This window comes from Ramlibacter alkalitolerans (genome assembly GCF_016722765.1).
Taxonomy (GTDB): Bacteria; Pseudomonadota; Gammaproteobacteria; order Burkholderiales; family Burkholderiaceae_C; genus Ramlibacter; species Ramlibacter alkalitolerans.
On record NZ_JAEQND010000002.1, the window covers coordinates 251,095 to 265,490 of the forward strand.

Below are 14,396 nucleotides of genomic sequence, written 5' to 3' on the forward strand. Positions count from 1 at the left end.
GCCGATGGCACTTTGGTGCCGAGCCGCCCGTCCCTTGACCTGCATCAGCGGCGCGGCGGGCCGACGCTGGCCTCATTGCGCCTTCGGCGGCGGGAAGTCACGCGCAAGCAACAACAAGGAGACATCGTGGCCGGCAACGACAACGCGGAAGGCGGGGGGAGCTGCAGGCGCTTCGGAACGCGCCTGGCGTGGGGTGCGTGGATCGCGCTGGCCGCCGTTTCCTACCTGGCACTGCATGCACTGGCCCTGCGCCCGCAGACGATCGACGTCGATGCGGCCGACGTGGGCGCGGCCCTGGCGGGCTTCCTGCTGGGTGGCGTGGTGGAGAGCCTGCAATACGCGGTGCCCGCGCTGTGCCTGTCGGCGTTGCTGGGGCGGCTGGCGCACGTTCCCGAGGAGGCGCGGATCGGGCCGGGCGCCTTGCGCCGCGCGCCCGCGGATGCCGACGCCGATGCCACCGTGCCACCGCCTGGCGAGGGCGACGCGGACGCGCTCGCGATCAGGCTTTCTTGAGTTTGCCCTTGGGCACGACCGTCGTCATCGGCGGCATCGGCCGGTCGGAGGTGGATTCCTTCGGCGGCGAAGTGTCCTTCTTGGGCTTCTTCGCCATCTTGTTGCTGCGCTGCTCGCCTTTGGGCATGGAAGCCTCCTTGGAAGTGAAGCATCCAATGTAGCAGCCGGCAGAGTTACGGCAACAGGCTGTTGGCCGCCGCGTCTTCCACGCGCCCCGTGGCGACTGCCGTCGTGCCGACCAGGAGGTGGAACGCGGTCCCGGGCGCGAGTCGCGGCAGGGCCGCCGCCGGCCGCAGCAGTTCGATCGGCTGCGGTTGCGGCGCGGCCAGCGCCTGCGCCATCGGCGCCGACAGGCGTGCGGTGAAGGCCTGCCCCGCGACGAGCAGCAGGCAGTCCGCGTGCTGCGCCGGCAAGGCGCCGATCGCCTCCAGCCGCGCCTGCAGGTGCGGCGTGAAGGCGCTGCCGGCCGGGAAGACGGCGCGCGGCAGTTCAGGAGCAGGCTGCGGGCGGCGCGGGATGCGGCGAATCAGGTACGCGATCAGGTTGCCCACCGCCGGCAGCCACAGCACCAGCAGCAAGGTACCGACATCGTGCAGCGTCGAGGCCGGCGCAGCGAACTTCCGGATGAACCCGCCCAGTACCGCCAGCAGCAGCAGGACGATCATGACCATGCGGCGGCGGGCGGGAGTGGCGATGAGGGCCATGGCGCTTGTGAGCCGCCTACTTCCCGAACGAGTCCTTCAACCCCGTCACCCGGTTGAACACCGGCTTCTCCCCGGCGACGTGATCCTTGCGGTCCGCAACGAAGTAGCCGTGCCGCTCGAACTGGAACTTCTCGTCCGCCTGCGCGCGCCCAAGTGAGGGTTCCACGTACGCCGTCACCACCTTCAGCGAATCCGGATTGATCTCCTCCAGGAAATCCTTGGCGCCCGCGCCGGGCTGCGGCACCGCGAACAACCGGTCGTAGAGGCGCACTTCGGCCTTCACCCCGTCGGCCACGCCGACCCACGTGATGTTGCCCTTCACCTTCACGGCGTCGGCGCCCGGCGTGCCGCTCCTGGTGTCCGGAACCAGCTTCGCCTGCACTTCGGTGAGCGCGCCGGAGGCATCGCGCGTGGCGCCGACGCACTCCACCACGTAGCCATACTTCATCCGCACCTTGTTGCCCGGGAACAGGCGGAAGAAGCCCTTGGGCGGCGTGTCCTCGTAGTCGGTGCGTTCGATCCACAGCTCGCGCCCGAACATGAACTCGCGCCGGCCGCGCGCTGCATCGTGCGGATGCACGGGGGCGGAGCAGGGCTCCAGGTGGCCCGCGCCCATCAGTTCGTCCCAGTTCGTGATGACCAGCTTCACCGGGTCCAGCACCGCCATCGCGCGTGCGGCCTTGGGGTCGAGGTCGTCGCGCAGCGCGATCTCCAGCGTCGAATAGTCGATCCAGGAATCGGCCTTGCTCACGCCGATGCGGTCGGCAAAGAGCTGCAGCGCTTGCGGCGTGTAGCCGCGCCGGCGCAGGCCCACGATGGTCGGCATCCGCGGGTCGTCCCAGCCGCTCACGTGCTTTTCATCGACCAGCTGCTTGAGCTTGCGCTTGCTGGTGATGACGTACGTGAGGTTCAGCCGCGCGAACTCGTACTGGCGCGGCGGCGGCGTGTTGATCAGGCCGCCTTCGCCCAGGCGCTCCAGCAGCCAGTCGTAGAAGGGCCGCTGGTCCTCGAACTCCAGCGTGCAGATGCTGTGGGTGATGTTCTCCAGCGCATCCTCGATCGGGTGCGCGAAGGTGTACATCGGGTAGATGCACCACTTGTCGCCGGTGTTGTGGTGCTCCGCGTGCTTGATGCGGTAGATCGTCGGGTCCCGCATGTTGATGTTGGGGCTCGCCATGTCGATCTTCGCGCGCAGCACCGCGGAACCATCGGCGAGCTCGCCGTCCCGCATCGCGCGGAAGCGCGTGAGGTTCTCCTCGATGGAGCGGCTGCGGAAGGGGCTGTCCACGCCGGGCTTGCCGAAGTCGCCGCGGTTGGCGCGCATCTGCTCGGGCGTCTGCTCGTCGACATACGCGTGTCCCGCCTCGATCAGGTACTCGGCTGCGCGGTACATGAAGTCGAAGTAGTCGCTGGCCTGGTACAGGTGCCTCGTGCGGTTCGCGTCCCACGTGTAGCCGAGCCAGAGCACCGCATCCTTGATGCTCTCGACGTACTCGATCTCTTCCTTCTCGGGATTGGTGTCGTCGAAGCGCAGGTGGCAGATGCCGCCGTAATCGAGCGCGAGGCCGAAGTTCAGGCAGATGCTCTTGGCATGCCCCACGTGCAGGTAGCCGTTCGGCTCGGGCGGGAAGCGGGTGCGGATCTTCGCGGGGTCGGCCTCGCCGTGGTGGTGGTGCGCGGCATCGCCCGGCGTGCCGCCCCACTGGCGGCGCGCGTACGTGCCTTGTTCGAGGTCGCGTTCGATCACCTGGCGCAGGAAATTGCTCGGGCGCGCGGCGGGTTCTTTGTCGGTCGGGGAAGCCATATCGAAGGGATTTTGTCATGGCGGTCGAAGCGGCCTCGCGCGGAGGGCCGCTGCCACCGCGGCCCTCGCCCGGAGGGGGAGGGAGGAAGGCGGAACGCGGGGAATAAACAACGCCGGGTGACGAACTGGCGGCTGGGGCGGATGAACGGGCGTCGCGTTACGGGCCGCAACGCTTTTTATGTCCGGGTCATAGCGGGCCACTGGGCAGCCGAAGTTAAATCAGGACGCGGGGGCTTCCTCCCCGCGCCAAGCAGGAACCCTATGCAAAGGAAATTTCTCCGCCCCCTGGCCGCCGTCGCCTTCGCAGTCCTTGCCGCCGGTGCGGCGCAAGCGCGCGACAACGTGACGTGGTCGGTGGGGATCGATGCGGCCCCGGGCGTCGCCATCGGCGCCACCAACGCGCGACCCGTGATGGTCGCTCCGGCACCCGTGGTGGTCGCTCCGCAACCGGTGTATGTCGCACCGCGCCCCGTGGTGGTCGAACGCCGCCCGGTGGTCGTGGTGCAGCCCGAGCCCGTCTATGTGGTGCCGGGCCACAGGGGGCACAAGCACCACCACGATCGCCACGATCGCCACGACCACGGCCGCGGGCACGGCCACGGTCACGGACACGACTGATCAAGGCGCGGGGTCGTCGCCTCCAACACGACCCAGGATCTCCAAGCGAACTTGGCCCCGGCCCACAAGCCGGGGCCTTCTTTTTTCAGGACCCCTTGGCTCGTCGGGTGGTCGCGCCGTCCCGCGTCACAAACTCTTTGCCGCTGCTACCTGTGGTGTTCGTCCTTCGAAGGCTGGGCGTCCGGTGTCGGGAAGGGCGTCGGCAGCAGCGCCTTCAGGCGCAGCTGGTCGCGCAGGTGGGGCCGCACGCTTTCCGCGCCATGCCCGCTGTGCCCCCGCGCCGTTGCCCGCTCCACGAATCCGCGCTGCCTCGGCGGCCCGCCTCCTCGTCGCGCACCCTGGGAGCGCCGGCCTTCCGGTTCGCTCCCGCTGATGGGTTTTCCGTCTTTCATCACGTTCTTCCTCTGAGTCCTTTACAGAGTAAGCGCTGTGTGAAGCTTTACTTGACGGTTGTGCGCTGCGGTAAGCGTCGGACTGCGGCGACCTAACCGTAGGCAAGGAAGAAAATCACGGCCGGAAAAAAAGAACCCCCAGGTTTTTGCCTGGGGGTAACAATGCCAGTCGCGGGACGGAGGGCCGGACCAGCTCACCCCGGAGGAGGAGGGGACTCAGAGGAGTCGGGGTGACCGGGACGAAAGTCGCTTGGATCTGTGGGTGTTGAGGCGTCTTCCGTGCAATTCGATGGCTTGTAGTAGAAGCGCTGGACGCGGTATGCACTGTAGGACGGCGCCCACAGGGCCTGCCAGACGATGGCGCGAGCGCTGGGCACCTTCGTGCCGGGCTACATGGCCTTGAACAGGTGGGCGTAGAGCCGGCTCACGGGCAGCCGCTCGGGGCGGCCGCGCAGTGCCAGGTGCAGCTTGCCGGCCTCGTCGCGCAGCACGCTGTGGATGGCGGTGGAGCGCACCACGGTGCCCCGGTGCACCTGCCAGAACAGCTGCGCGTCCAGCTGCGGCAGCAGTTCCTTGAGCGGCGTGCGCACCAGGAACTCGCTGTCGCCGGTGAGCACCCGCACGTACTTGTCGGCGGCCTCGAAGTACACCACCTCGCTCACCGGCACCATCCGGATGCTCGTGCCGACACCGGCCTGGATCACCTTCAATTGCGGCTGGGGCACGGCGGCGGGCCCACTGGCCTGCAACAGCTGGCGCAACTGGCCCAGCGTGGCCTCGAGCGGGCCACCGGCCTGCGGCTGCCGCTGCGCCAGCACCTGGCGCAGCTTGTCGACCGTCCGGCGCAGCCGCACCGGCTGCACCGGCTTGAGCACGTAGTCCACCGCCTGCGCCTCGAAGGCCTGCAGCGCGTACTGGTCGTACGCGGTGACGAACACCAGCGCGGGGAAGGGCGACTCCTGCGGCCAGGCGTCCGCCAGTTCGGCGGCGGCGTCGAGCCCGCCCAGGCCCGGCATGCGGATGTCGAAGAACAGCACGTCCGGCCGGTGCGCGAGGGCGCTGCGCACGGCGGCGGCACCGTCGCCCACGGTATCGACCACGGCCAGTTCGGGCCAGGCGGCGGCCAGCTCGGCGCGCAAGGCCTGCGCCAGCAGCGGCTCGTCTTCGGCGATGACGGCGCTGGGCTTCATGCGGCCAGCGGCAGCGCGATGCGGGCCTGCGCGCCGCCCGGGTCGGTGGCGAAATCGAGCGAGGCCTGCGGCCCGTGCAGCGCCGCCAGCCGCTCGCGGATCTGCACCAGTCCGAAGCCCTTGCCGCTGCCTTTGTGCCCGTTGGCGCCGACGCCGCTGTCGCACACTTCGATCACGATGTGCCTGCCGTCGCGGCGGGCGCGCACCTCGATGCGGCCGCCTTCCACCTTGGGCTCCAGCCCGTGCTTGATGCTGTTTTCCACCAGCGGCTGCAGCAGCAGCGCCGGCACGGGCACATCGGCCAGCTCCGGCGGCAGCTCCAGCACGTAGCTCAGGCGCGGTCCCATGCGGATCGCCATCAGCTCCAGGTAGTCGTGCAGGCGGTCGAACTCGGCGCGCAGCGAGTGCGTCGTCGCGCGCGAAGCGTCGAGGGTGGCGCGCAGGTAGGCGATCATGTGGTCCAGCATCTGCTGCGCCCGCACCGGGTCGACACCGATCAGCGCCCGCAGGTTGGCCAGCGTGTTGAACATCATGTGCGGCTCGAGCTGTGTCTCCAGCAGCTTCAGCCGGGCGTCGTTGGCATGGCGCTCGGCTTCGCGCATGCGGCGCAGGAGGTAGGCGCTCTTGTTGCGCGCATAGAACCAGTAGCTGCCGATGGTGCCGGCGATCAGCGTGATCAGGATGTCGGCGCGCAGGTCCGACGCACTGTGGATGCGCCCCCACGGGCCGTAGAGCCGGAAGGTGCGGCAGATCAGGTCCGCGGTATGGGTGCCGACGAACCAGCCGGCGAGGATGCCGCAAGCCACCAGCGCGAAGCCCTGCCAGCCCAGGGGCCAGCCGGTTTCGCGGGCCGAGGGCATGAATTCGCGGCCCAGGTCGATCACCGCCCAGGTGATCACGCCGATCAGCAGTGAGTACACCACCGGCGGCGCGTAGGGATGATCGGGGGCGAACGCGTACTGGAGGGTCGCCACCGTGAGGCAGAAGGCCAGCGTCTGCAGCAGGTGCCGCAGCTTGACCACCCAGTCGATGGTCATGAGCGCGGCACGTGGTCCTGCTCGCGGCGCAGGCGCTCGCGCTCGCGTTCCAGCAGGCGGCGGCGCAGGCTGCTGCCGTCGCCCAGCATGAACACCGCCACGCCGTGCAGCGCCAGGCCCAGCCCCCAGCCGAGCAGCGGGAACACGGACCAGGGCCGGTGCCCGAACGCATAGCTGGACAACGCGAAGATCAGCAGGTTCACCGCCACGTACACCGTCGCGTGGATGTACCACCCCAGCTTGGCGCCCGCGCGCTTGTGCGCGAGCCGCTCGAGGTCGTCGGGGGTGAGGTAGGCCATGACTGGGTTCATTTTAGGGGACCAGGTGGCGGGTGAAGAAGGAGGCAACCGAGCGGTTCGCCGCGGCCACTTGCGCGCGGTCGAAGCCGGGCGGATCGCCCAGCAGGTCGGCCGCGATCTCGCCGAGGCGGTCCAGCGGCGGCGGGGGCGAGAGCAGGCTGCCATGGCCGGCGCTGGGCAGGTCGGCCAGCAAGGTGCAGCGCGGCATGCAGGCGGCGAGGATGGTCCCGGAATGCAGCGAAGGGGCCAGCCACTTGTCGCGACCTGCGGTCACCAGCGCCAGCGGGACGCGCGGCGTTGCCAGGGAAGCCGGGTCGAACACGGCCGCGGCGGGCACGGTGGCCACCACCGCCTGCACCCGCACGTCTTGGTGCGTGTACCAGGCGGAGTCGTCGAAGCGCTGGCGGATCACCATCAGCGCGAGCTTCTTCTTCACGGCGTCGAACGCATCGCCCTTCAGCGCGGTGATCAGGCCGACGCAGAACGGGAAGTCGTCGGCGATGTGGGCTTCGCAGTGGCGCACGAACCGCGACGGCGACCAGCGCCCGCCCGCCAGGGTGAGCGCGGTGTGGCCGCCGGCCGAGAGGCCGTACACGCCGACGCGCTGCACCTCCAGCAGGCCGGTGAAGCGCGGCGACGCCGCCACGGCGTCGATGGCGCGAGACACTTCGGCCGGCCGCATCTTCCAGCTGTCCGGGCCGGGGTTGGCGTGGTCGAAGGCGTTGTCGCCCCGGTGCAGCGGCACGGCGACGACGAAGCCGGCCGCCACCAGCGTGCGCGCCAGGTCGGTGTGGACCCAGGCGTTGCCGCCGGTGCCGTGCGAGAACACGACCAGCCGCCCGTTGCCGCGGGCCGCGGGCGCATCCTCGGCGGCCGCCAGGGTGAACGGGCCGCGTTGCACGACGGCGTCGGCCTGCGCGGTGGGGTAGAAGACGGTGACTGGGTTGTCGCCCTGCACGCCAGGGACGGTCGCCAGGCCGAGGCCGGCCTGGGCGGCGAGGGCGCAGGCGGCGAGCGCCGCGCCGAGGAAGAGCCGGGGGAAGATCGTCATGGTGGGTGCTCCCGGTTCAGCCGGCGATGGCGAGTTGCGGGCGCAGGGCCAGGCGCCAGAGTTGCATCGCCCGCCCCAGGAAGATGCCGCTGAACGCGCCGTAGAGCGCGGCGACGGGCAGGGCGAAGGCGCCCTGCGCGGCCAGCGCCGGCTGCAGCGCCAGCTGCACCGCCACGGCGTAGCGCACGGCGAAGATGGCCAGGAACAGCGCGAGCGGCAGCCAGCTGCCGGCGAGGTCGTAGGTCCGCGTGGCGCGGTCATACCAGGCGGCGGCGGGGCGCCGGGCCAGCAGGGCGGCCACGCTGCCGGCCGCCAGCAGCCACAGGACAAGTGCTTGCGGCAGGAGCGGCGAGCGGCCGAAGGCGCCCACGGCCCCCCACAGGCCGTAGACCAGCATGCCCACCGGCAGGGCGGACACCGCGGCCAGGCCGGCGGTGCGGTCACGCGACTGCATCCAGCCCAGGAACACCAGCGCCGCCAGCAGCGCCCAGACCCACGCCGGCGTGTGCTGGAAGATGGGGGCCAACGGCGCGAGCTTGCCCCACAGCGCGTTGCCCAGCAGCCGCTGCGGCAGCAGGGTGAAGGCCCCGGCCACCACACAGGCGCCGAGGTAGAGGCGCTGCATGGTCTTCGCATGGGCCGCGAAGTCGCGCCGCGCCAGGTGGCGGAAGGCCAGAACGAGCGAGCCGAGCGTGAAGGGAACCAGCAGGTGGATGGGCGTGAAGCCGGCGATGTTGGGCAGGTGGCGGTCGCGGATGAACAGCGCCGAGACGGCGGTCAGCACCATCAGCACGACCCAGGTCATGCCGAAGGCACGGTGCAGGCGCGGACGCTGGCGGGCGCCCAGCCGGGCCCAGAGCGCCACCGGGCCGATGGCGACGGCCGCCAGGGCGGCGCCCAGGTGCAGGGCGATGACGGGGTTCAGTTCCATGGGTGCTCCTCTTGGTACGAGGAGGCACTGTGCCGGGGCGCGCCGGCCGTCGCGAGGGGGCTGCGACGAAGCGCCGCGGGCGCGGCGCGAAATGCGGCCGGCAGGGAGCGAATGGCGACGCCCGGCGGGGGGCCGGGCGTTCTGCCGCGCGGAGGCGGCGGCGGTCGGGCAGGCGCTGCGCTACGGGCAGCGCCCTGCCTTCAATGCTTGCCGGGCCTCAGGCCCAGATGCGGCGGTACTTCTCCGCCAGCTGCTGCTGCCGGAGCATGATCTTGGGCACGTCCGGATGCATGGGGCTGATCTCGTTCATGGCCCAGCGGTAGAAGGCCTGGGCGACCACGACATGGAGCAGTTGCAGGATTTTCATAGACGCCAATGTGGCATCTGTCCCGCGGGTCCCCTGTAGGTTCGCTGCGCAGGGCGCTCCGGCGGTTTTCGACATCGCGTGTCGGACGGAGGAAGGTGCGGCCCGAGCCGCATAATCGCGCCTTTTGCGGAGAGTTGCGTGGACGCTGTGTTGCTGGTGAAGGCCGCGATCATGGGCATCGTGGAAGGGCTGACGGAGTTCCTGCCGATCTCCAGCACCGGCCACCTGATCCTCGCCGGGCACCTGCTCGGGCTGAGCGGCGAGCGCGACAAGGTGTTCGAGATCGCGATCCAGACCGGCGCCATCCTGGCCGTGATCCTGGTGTACTGGCAGAAGATCCGCGACACCATCGTCCGGCTGCCGAGCGAGCGCGAGGCGCAGCGCTTCGCCCTCAACGTGCTGATCGCCTTCGTGCCGGCCGTGGTGCTGGGCCTGGCCCTGGGAAAGGCGATCCGCACCCATCTGTTCACCCCGGGCGTGGTGGCCACGACCTTCATCCTCGGCGGCTTCGTGATCCTGTGGGCGGAAGGGCGGCGCCATCCGCCGGTGCGCGTGGAGACCGTGGAGGACATGCGTTGGACCGATGCGCTGAAGGTGGGCCTGGTGCAGTGCCTGGCCCTGATCCCCGGCACCAGCCGCAGCGGCGCGACCATCATCGGCGGCATGCTGCTGGGCCTGTCGCGCAAGGCCGCCACCGACTTCTCCTTCTATCTCGCGATCCCGACGCTGATCGGCGCCGGCGTCTACAGCCTGTACAAGGAGCGCGGCGCGCTGAGCGCCGATGACGTGCCGATGTTCCTGGTCGGCCTGCTCTTTTCCTTCGTGAGCGCGTGGCTGTGCGTGCGCTGGCTGCTGCGCTACATCTCCAGCCACCGCTTCACGCCCTTCGCCTGGTACCGCATCGCGTTCGGCATCCTGGTGCTGGTCACTTCCTGGACCGGCTGGGTGCAGTGGACCGAGGCCTGAGCGTGCGGCGCTGGCGCGCATAGGGGCGCCAGCGGCCTTCGCGCTGCGCCAGCCGGTCGGCGACGATGCGCAGCACCTGCGGGTGCGACGGCATCCCGAGATGGCTGGCGTCGACGGCCACGTTCTCGGCGTCGGGCGCCGGTTCCTCCAGGCAGCCCTGCCAGCAGACCAGGCCGTCGCTCTCGCTGTAGATCGAGGTCACCGGCACCGGCGGGCGCCGGCCCAGGCGATCCAGCAGTTCGGGAGTGAGCTGCGAGGTGTCGCCGCCCAGCATGCGGTAGAGGGTGCCGGCGTGGTTGGCGTCGTGGATGGCCTTGTGCGGCGTCGCGAGCGTCACCACCTGCCGCACGCATTCAGGACAGAGCTTGGCGAGCTCGCGGGCGTACACGCCGCCCAGGCTCCAGCCGACGAGGCTCACCTTGCGCCCGTGCCGCGCGTGCACCGCGCGTACGCGCTCGACCAGCACGCCGAGCCAGTCGTCGAAGTGGCCCTCGGGGCCCCTGTTGACGCCCAGCTCCCAGTCGTAGACCGCGAAACCGCAGGCCTTCAGGTGCCCGCGCAGCTGCGCCGTGGTCATGGAACCGGCGCCCAGGCCGGGATAGACGATCACCGGATGGCCATCACCCTGCACCGCATCGGGCTGCCCCAGGCCCGCCGCACACGTCTCGAGCAGGGCCCGCAGGGGTTCAGTGACGAGGAGGGCCAGCGACGGCGCGCGGAAGCTCAGGGAGGAGGGCATGGGCCCAGTGTTGGGGTTGCGGACGAACGGCCCCGTGGGAGCGCAAGCGACAGCCGTGTAGGACGCAGGCACGACCGTGCCGTCGCCGATGGAGAACTTTCGTCAGGGGCCGGGCAGCGCGCGCAAGGCCGCCTCGATGGCCGCCGCCGTAGCCAGCGGCTTTTCCATCGGGAACAGGTGGCTGCCGTCGATCATCGTCATGCGGCCGGCGCTGATGCGCCGTGTCATGGCCAGGCCCACCTGCCGGATCTCCTCGGACTGCAGGCCGCCGATGAAGGCCACGGGGCAGCGCAGCGGATGCCGGCGCAGCACGCGTTCGAGGTCGTCCGGCAGCGTGTTGTAGATCGCGGTCTCGATGTCGCGGTCGAAGCCCAGGACGCGTTCGCCGGCCTCGTCCTGCGTGCCGTGCGCGATGTAGTCGGCCAGCACCTGCGCGTCCCAGCGCGCGAAGGCCTTCTTGCGCCGGAAGTGCTCCAGTGCATCGGCCTGCGAGGGCCAGCGGTGGCGCCGCTTGCGGCTCACCGCGCCGGGCGTGAGCGCGCCCACCAGGGGCGTGCTCTTGACGGCGCGCAGGGCATGCGACTTCCAGCCGCCCACCAGCGGCGAATCGAGCAGCAGCACGCCGGCCGCCAAGCGCGGATGGCGTGCCGCGCACAGGATGCTGAGGAAGCCGCCGAGCGAGTGGCCGACCAGGAAAGCGGGCTCGCCGGCCTGTTCCACCTCGCGCGCCGCGAAGTCGTGCAGCTGCTGCACCAGGTGGGGCCAGTTGTTGGTGACGGGGTAGGCGGCCTCGTGCCCGAACTTCTCAATCGCCTTGACGGCGAAGCCGCGCGAGCGCAGTTCGCGGAACAGGACTCTGTAGGTGCTGGCGGGGAAGCTGTTGGCGTGGGAGAAGACGATCAGGGACATCGGGGGCCGATTCTGCCCCTACTTCCCCATGACCTTGGACGGCAGCCAGGTGGCGAGCTCGGGGAACACGCACAGGATCAGGATCGCCAGCACCATGCACATCATGAACGGGAACGAGCCCTTCAGGATGGTGCCCAGGCGCACATCCGGCGTGATGCCGTTGATCACGAACAGGTTCAGCCCCACCGGCGGCGTGATCAGCCCCAGTTCCATGTTGATCGTGAGGATCACGCCGAACCAGATCGGGTCGAAGTGCGCCGCGTTCAGGATCGGCATCAGGATCGGCGTGGTCATCAGGATGATCGCCGCCGGCGGCAGGAAGCAGCCGGCCACCAGCAGCAGCACGTTGATCGCCAGCATGATCCACCAGCGGTTCACCTGCAGGTCGCCGATGCTGCTGGCCACGGCCTGCGTGACCTGCAGCGAGGACATCATGTACCCGAACAGGATGGAGGCGCCGATGATCAGCATCAGCATGCCGGACTCGCGCAGGCCGTCGCGCAGGATGCGCCACAGGTCCGCCACCTTCCACAGGCGGTAGATCAGGACCACCATCACCAGGCACAGCATCGCGCCGACGCCCGCGGCCTCCGACGGCGTGGCGATGCCGCCGTACAGCGCGTAGATCACGCCGACGATCACGGCCAAAAAGGGCAGCAGCTTCGGCAGCAGCTCCAGCTTCTCCTTCATCGAATACACGCGGTCCTTGTCGATCAGCTTGTTGCCGCGCTTCCAGCTCAGGAACAGGGCCCAGGCCATGAAGAGCGCCGTGAGCAGCAGGCCGGGGATGATGCCGGCGATGAACAGGCGGCCGATCGACGTTTCCGAGGCGATCCCGTACAGGATCATGGTGATGCTGGGCGGGATCAGGATGCCCAGCGTGCCGCCGGCGGCGATGGCCCCCGTGGCGAGGTCCGCGTCGTAGCCGCGGCGGCGCATCTCGGGAATGCCCATCTTGCCGATGGCGGCGCAGGTGGCAGGCGAGGAGCCGGTGAGCGCCGCGAACAGGGCGCAGGCGCCGATGTTGGAGATCACCAGCGAACCCGGCACGCGGTGCAGCCAGCGCGCCAGCGCCTCGTACAGGTCGCTGCCGGCGCGCGAGGACGCCACGGCCGCGCCCATGATGATGAACATGGGCAGCGACACGAGGGTGAAGTCGTTCAGGCCGGAGAAGAAGGTCTCGGCGACGAAGTGGACGCTGTTCCAGCCGTCGACGGCGATCATGAAGCCCAGCGCCACGCTGCCCAGCGCGAAGGCGATCGGCATGCCGGTGGCGAGGACCGCGGTGGTCACGACGAAGATCAGCAGGCCGGTGGTGAGCGGGCTCATGGCTACAGGGTGTCCTCGGGGGCCAGGCCGAAGGGCAGCGCGCTGCCGGTCAGCACGCAATAGATGTCGGCCACGTACTGCAGGGACAGCAGCGCGAGCCCCACCGGCACGCACAGGTAGGCGATCCACAGCCGGGCGCGCCAGATGCTGGAGGTGGTCTGGTTGCTGGCCCAGGTCTCGTACCACCACGGCAGCGAGCCCCAGAGGAACAGCAGGCAGAAGGCCAGCGCCACGATGCTGCCGACGAAGTGCATGCGCCGGCGCGTCTCGTGCCCCGCCATCAGCGGCACCACGTCGACGTTGACGTGGCCCCCGGTGAGCAGGATGTAGGGCGCGCCTAGGAAGGTCGCGGCGATCAACGCGAAGGTGACGAATTCCGTCTGCCAGATGGAGGACTGCCCGAGCACCGCCCGGACGAACACCATCTGGCAGATCACGCCGACCGACAGCAGGATCAGGCCGGCGGAGAAGACCCCGAAGGCGCGCGAAACCGCGTGGACGCCACGGACCCAGGCAGGAGGGCGCCGCACCTTACTTGACGCTCAGGGCCTTCTCGATCAGGTCCTTGCCGCCGGGCACCTTGTCCGCGAACTCCTTGTACGAGGTCTTCTGCGCCACGGAGCGCCAGGCGTCCGCTTCGGCCGGGGTGAGGGTGATCACTTCGGCCTTGTTCTTGCGGAACACGTTGACCATCTCGTCGTCCATCTTCTTGGACTCGCTCTTGAAGTAGTCCTCGGCCTTCTTCGAGGCGGTGGTCAGGGCCTTCTTCTGCGCGTCGTTGAGCTTGTCCCAGGTGCGCTTGGAGATCAGCACCGGCTCGTACATGAACCACAGCGCGTTGTCGCCGGGCGCCGTGACGCATTTGAGCTGTTCGTACAGGCGGAACGAGACGAAGCTGCTGGTGGACGTGTCGGTCGCCTGCGCCACGCCCTGCTGCAGCGCGTTGTAGACCTCGTTGGAGGGCACCGAGACGATGGAGGCGCCGGCGCCCGCCCACATCTGCGCGAAGGTGGCGCCGGCGGAGCGGACCTTCAGGCCGGAGGCATCCGTCGGCTGGCGGATGCACTTGTCCTTGGCCCCGAAGGCGCCGGCCAGCCAGGCATCGGCCAGCACGTGGACGCCGCCCTTCTCGATGACATCCTTGATGTCCTTCATGAAGGGCGAGTTGTTGATGCGCTCGGCGTGGGCGTGGTTCTTCACCAGGCCCGGCATCAGCGTGGCGCCGAACTGCGGATGGAAGCCGGACGCGTAGTCGAGCGGGAAGGACGTCATGTCGATCTGGCCGCTCAGCATCGCCTTCCACTGCTCGGTGGCCTTGACCAGGCTGGAGCCGGGGAAGACCTTGATGTCGAGGCCGACGTTCGCCTTGGCGACGTCGCGCGCGATCATCTGGACCATCTCGTCGCGCACGTCGCCCTTGCCGCCGGGGAACTGGTGCGAGGCCTTGAGGGTGAGGTTCTCGGCCAGCGCCGGCCCCGCCGCGAAGGCGGCAGTCAGCAATCCGGCCAGGGTCCGCAGCAGGGGAAGGGCGCGCATGGTCTTGTCTC

Annotated in this window: 17 protein-coding genes; 3 read left to right on the top strand and 14 right to left on the bottom strand. The window is 69.6% G+C overall.

Features of this window, described 5'->3' with window-relative positions:
- The first annotated feature begins 126 nt into the window (after positions 1–126).
- A complete protein-coding gene (locus JI746_RS04220) occupies positions 127–513 on the top strand; it encodes a hypothetical protein (RefSeq protein ID WP_201687543.1) in 387 nt (128 codons plus the stop codon).
- Here JI746_RS04220 and JI746_RS04225 read toward each other — a convergent pair.
- The 3 genes from JI746_RS04225 to JI746_RS04235 are packed head-to-tail and all read right to left on the bottom strand — an operon-like array spanning position 500 to position 3,021.
- A complete protein-coding gene (locus tag JI746_RS04225) occupies positions 500–640 on the bottom strand; it encodes a hypothetical protein (protein WP_201687544.1) in 141 nt (46 codons plus the stop codon). The two genes, JI746_RS04220 and JI746_RS04225, sit on opposite strands and share 14 nt — an antisense overlap.
- A gap of 46 nt (positions 641–686) precedes the next feature.
- Positions 687–1,217, bottom strand: a complete 531-nt coding sequence (locus tag JI746_RS04230) for a hypothetical protein (protein WP_201687545.1) — start codon at positions 1,215–1,217, stop codon at positions 687–689.
- Between the two features lie 16 nt (positions 1,218–1,233).
- Positions 1,234–3,021, bottom strand: a complete 1,788-nt coding sequence (locus JI746_RS04235) for a glutamine--tRNA ligase/YqeY domain fusion protein (protein WP_201687546.1) — start codon at positions 3,019–3,021, stop codon at positions 1,234–1,236.
- A gap of 261 nt (positions 3,022–3,282) precedes the next feature.
- Here JI746_RS04235 and JI746_RS04240 point away from each other — a divergent pair, with 261 nt between their 5' ends.
- Positions 3,283–3,639: a hypothetical protein gene (locus JI746_RS04240; protein WP_201687547.1), complete on the top strand. Its 357-nt coding sequence runs from the start codon at positions 3,283–3,285 to the stop codon at positions 3,637–3,639.
- A 781-nt stretch (positions 3,640–4,420) separates the two neighbouring features.
- Here JI746_RS04240 and JI746_RS04245 read toward each other — a convergent pair.
- From JI746_RS04245 to JI746_RS04270, 6 genes are all read right to left on the bottom strand, one after another.
- Positions 4,421–5,221 carry a LytR/AlgR family response regulator transcription factor gene (locus JI746_RS04245; RefSeq protein WP_201687548.1) on the bottom strand — a complete coding sequence of 267 codons (801 nt, stop codon included), beginning with the start codon at positions 5,219–5,221 and terminating at the stop codon, positions 4,421–4,423.
- Positions 5,218–6,258, bottom strand: a complete 1,041-nt coding sequence (locus tag JI746_RS04250; protein WP_201687549.1) for a sensor histidine kinase — start codon at positions 6,256–6,258, stop codon at positions 5,218–5,220. Before JI746_RS04250 ends, JI746_RS04245 begins: the two co-directional genes overlap by 4 nt.
- The gene (locus tag JI746_RS04255) at positions 6,255–6,557 is read right to left on the bottom strand and encodes a 2TM domain-containing protein (RefSeq protein ID WP_201687550.1); all 303 of its coding nucleotides are present in this window, start codon (positions 6,555–6,557) and stop codon (positions 6,255–6,257) included. The genes JI746_RS04250 and JI746_RS04255 overlap by 4 nt, the downstream gene beginning before the upstream one ends.
- A gap of 13 nt (positions 6,558–6,570) precedes the next feature.
- The gene (locus JI746_RS04260) at positions 6,571–7,608 is read right to left on the bottom strand and encodes an alpha/beta hydrolase family protein (RefSeq protein WP_201687551.1); all 1,038 of its coding nucleotides are present in this window, start codon (positions 7,606–7,608) and stop codon (positions 6,571–6,573) included.
- A 16-nt stretch (positions 7,609–7,624) separates the two neighbouring features.
- Positions 7,625–8,539, bottom strand: coding sequence for a DUF6622 family protein (locus JI746_RS28150; RefSeq protein ID WP_201687552.1), 915 nt, complete (start codon positions 8,537–8,539; stop codon positions 7,625–7,627).
- A 217-nt stretch (positions 8,540–8,756) separates the two neighbouring features.
- Positions 8,757–8,906: a hypothetical protein gene (locus JI746_RS04270; protein ID WP_201687553.1), complete on the bottom strand. Its 150-nt coding sequence runs from the start codon at positions 8,904–8,906 to the stop codon at positions 8,757–8,759.
- Positions 8,907–9,044: 138 nt separating this feature from the next.
- Here JI746_RS04270 and JI746_RS04275 point away from each other — a divergent pair, with 138 nt between their 5' ends.
- Positions 9,045–9,872 carry an undecaprenyl-diphosphate phosphatase gene (locus tag JI746_RS04275; protein WP_201687554.1) on the top strand — a complete coding sequence of 276 codons (828 nt, stop codon included), beginning with the start codon at positions 9,045–9,047 and terminating at the stop codon, positions 9,870–9,872.
- On the opposite strand, the gene JI746_RS04280 is transcribed toward JI746_RS04275, so the two are convergent.
- From JI746_RS04280 to dctP, 5 genes are all read right to left on the bottom strand, one after another.
- Positions 9,832–10,611: an esterase/lipase family protein gene (locus JI746_RS04280; RefSeq protein ID WP_201687555.1), complete on the bottom strand. Its 780-nt coding sequence runs from the start codon at positions 10,609–10,611 to the stop codon at positions 9,832–9,834. The two genes, JI746_RS04275 and JI746_RS04280, sit on opposite strands and share 41 nt — an antisense overlap.
- Positions 10,612–10,713: 102 nt before the next feature.
- Entirely contained in the window at positions 10,714–11,520 is an 807-nt protein-coding gene (locus JI746_RS04285; RefSeq protein WP_201687556.1) for an alpha/beta fold hydrolase, read from the bottom strand.
- A gap of 18 nt (positions 11,521–11,538) precedes the next feature.
- A complete protein-coding gene (locus JI746_RS04290; RefSeq protein ID WP_201687557.1) occupies positions 11,539–12,849 on the bottom strand; it encodes a TRAP transporter large permease in 1,311 nt (436 codons plus the stop codon).
- 2 nt (positions 12,850–12,851) lie between these two features.
- Positions 12,852–13,379, bottom strand: a complete 528-nt coding sequence (locus tag JI746_RS04295; protein ID WP_201687558.1) for a TRAP transporter small permease subunit — start codon at positions 13,377–13,379, stop codon at positions 12,852–12,854.
- Between the two features lies 1 nt (position 13,380).
- On the bottom strand, positions 13,381–14,385 hold the full coding sequence (gene dctP, locus JI746_RS04300) for a TRAP transporter substrate-binding protein DctP (RefSeq protein WP_201687559.1): 1,005 nt from the start codon (positions 14,383–14,385) through the stop codon (positions 13,381–13,383).
- Positions 14,386–14,396: the final 11 nt, after the last annotated feature.

What these genes read in the sequence shown, in the direction of transcription:
- JI746_RS04225 (WP_201687544.1), bottom strand. Translation starts at nt 640, where the DNA reads ATGCCCAAAGGCGAGCAGCGCAGCAACAAGATGGCGAAGAAGCCCAAG.
- JI746_RS04230 (WP_201687545.1), bottom strand. Translation starts at nt 1,217, where the DNA reads ATGGCCCTCATCGCCACTCCCGCCCGCCGCCGCATGGTCATGATCGTC.
- JI746_RS04235 (WP_201687546.1), bottom strand. Translation starts at nt 3,021, where the DNA reads ATGGCTTCCCCGACCGACAAAGAACCCGCCGCGCGCCCGAGCAATTTC.
- JI746_RS04240 (WP_201687547.1), top strand. Translation starts at nt 3,283, where the DNA reads ATGCAAAGGAAATTTCTCCGCCCCCTGGCCGCCGTCGCCTTCGCAGTC.
- JI746_RS04245 (WP_201687548.1), bottom strand. Translation starts at nt 5,221, where the DNA reads ATGAAGCCCAGCGCCGTCATCGCCGAAGACGAGCCGCTGCTGGCGCAG.
- JI746_RS04250 (WP_201687549.1), bottom strand. Translation starts at nt 6,258, where the DNA reads ATGACCATCGACTGGGTGGTCAAGCTGCGGCACCTGCTGCAGACGCTG.
- JI746_RS04255 (WP_201687550.1), bottom strand. Translation starts at nt 6,557, where the DNA reads ATGGCCTACCTCACCCCCGACGACCTCGAGCGGCTCGCGCACAAGCGC.
- JI746_RS04260 (WP_201687551.1), bottom strand. Translation starts at nt 7,608, where the DNA reads ATGACGATCTTCCCCCGGCTCTTCCTCGGCGCGGCGCTCGCCGCCTGC.
- JI746_RS28150 (WP_201687552.1), bottom strand. Translation starts at nt 8,539, where the DNA reads ATGGAACTGAACCCCGTCATCGCCCTGCACCTGGGCGCCGCCCTGGCG.
- JI746_RS04270 (WP_201687553.1), bottom strand. Translation starts at nt 8,906, where the DNA reads ATGAAAATCCTGCAACTGCTCCATGTCGTGGTCGCCCAGGCCTTCTAC.
- JI746_RS04280 (WP_201687555.1), bottom strand. Translation starts at nt 10,611, where the DNA reads ATGCCCTCCTCCCTGAGCTTCCGCGCGCCGTCGCTGGCCCTCCTCGTC.
- JI746_RS04285 (WP_201687556.1), bottom strand. Translation starts at nt 11,520, where the DNA reads ATGTCCCTGATCGTCTTCTCCCACGCCAACAGCTTCCCCGCCAGCACC.
- JI746_RS04290 (WP_201687557.1), bottom strand. Translation starts at nt 12,849, where the DNA reads ATGAGCCCGCTCACCACCGGCCTGCTGATCTTCGTCGTGACCACCGCG.
- dctP (WP_201687559.1), bottom strand. Translation starts at nt 14,385, where the DNA reads ATGCGCGCCCTTCCCCTGCTGCGGACCCTGGCCGGATTGCTGACTGCC.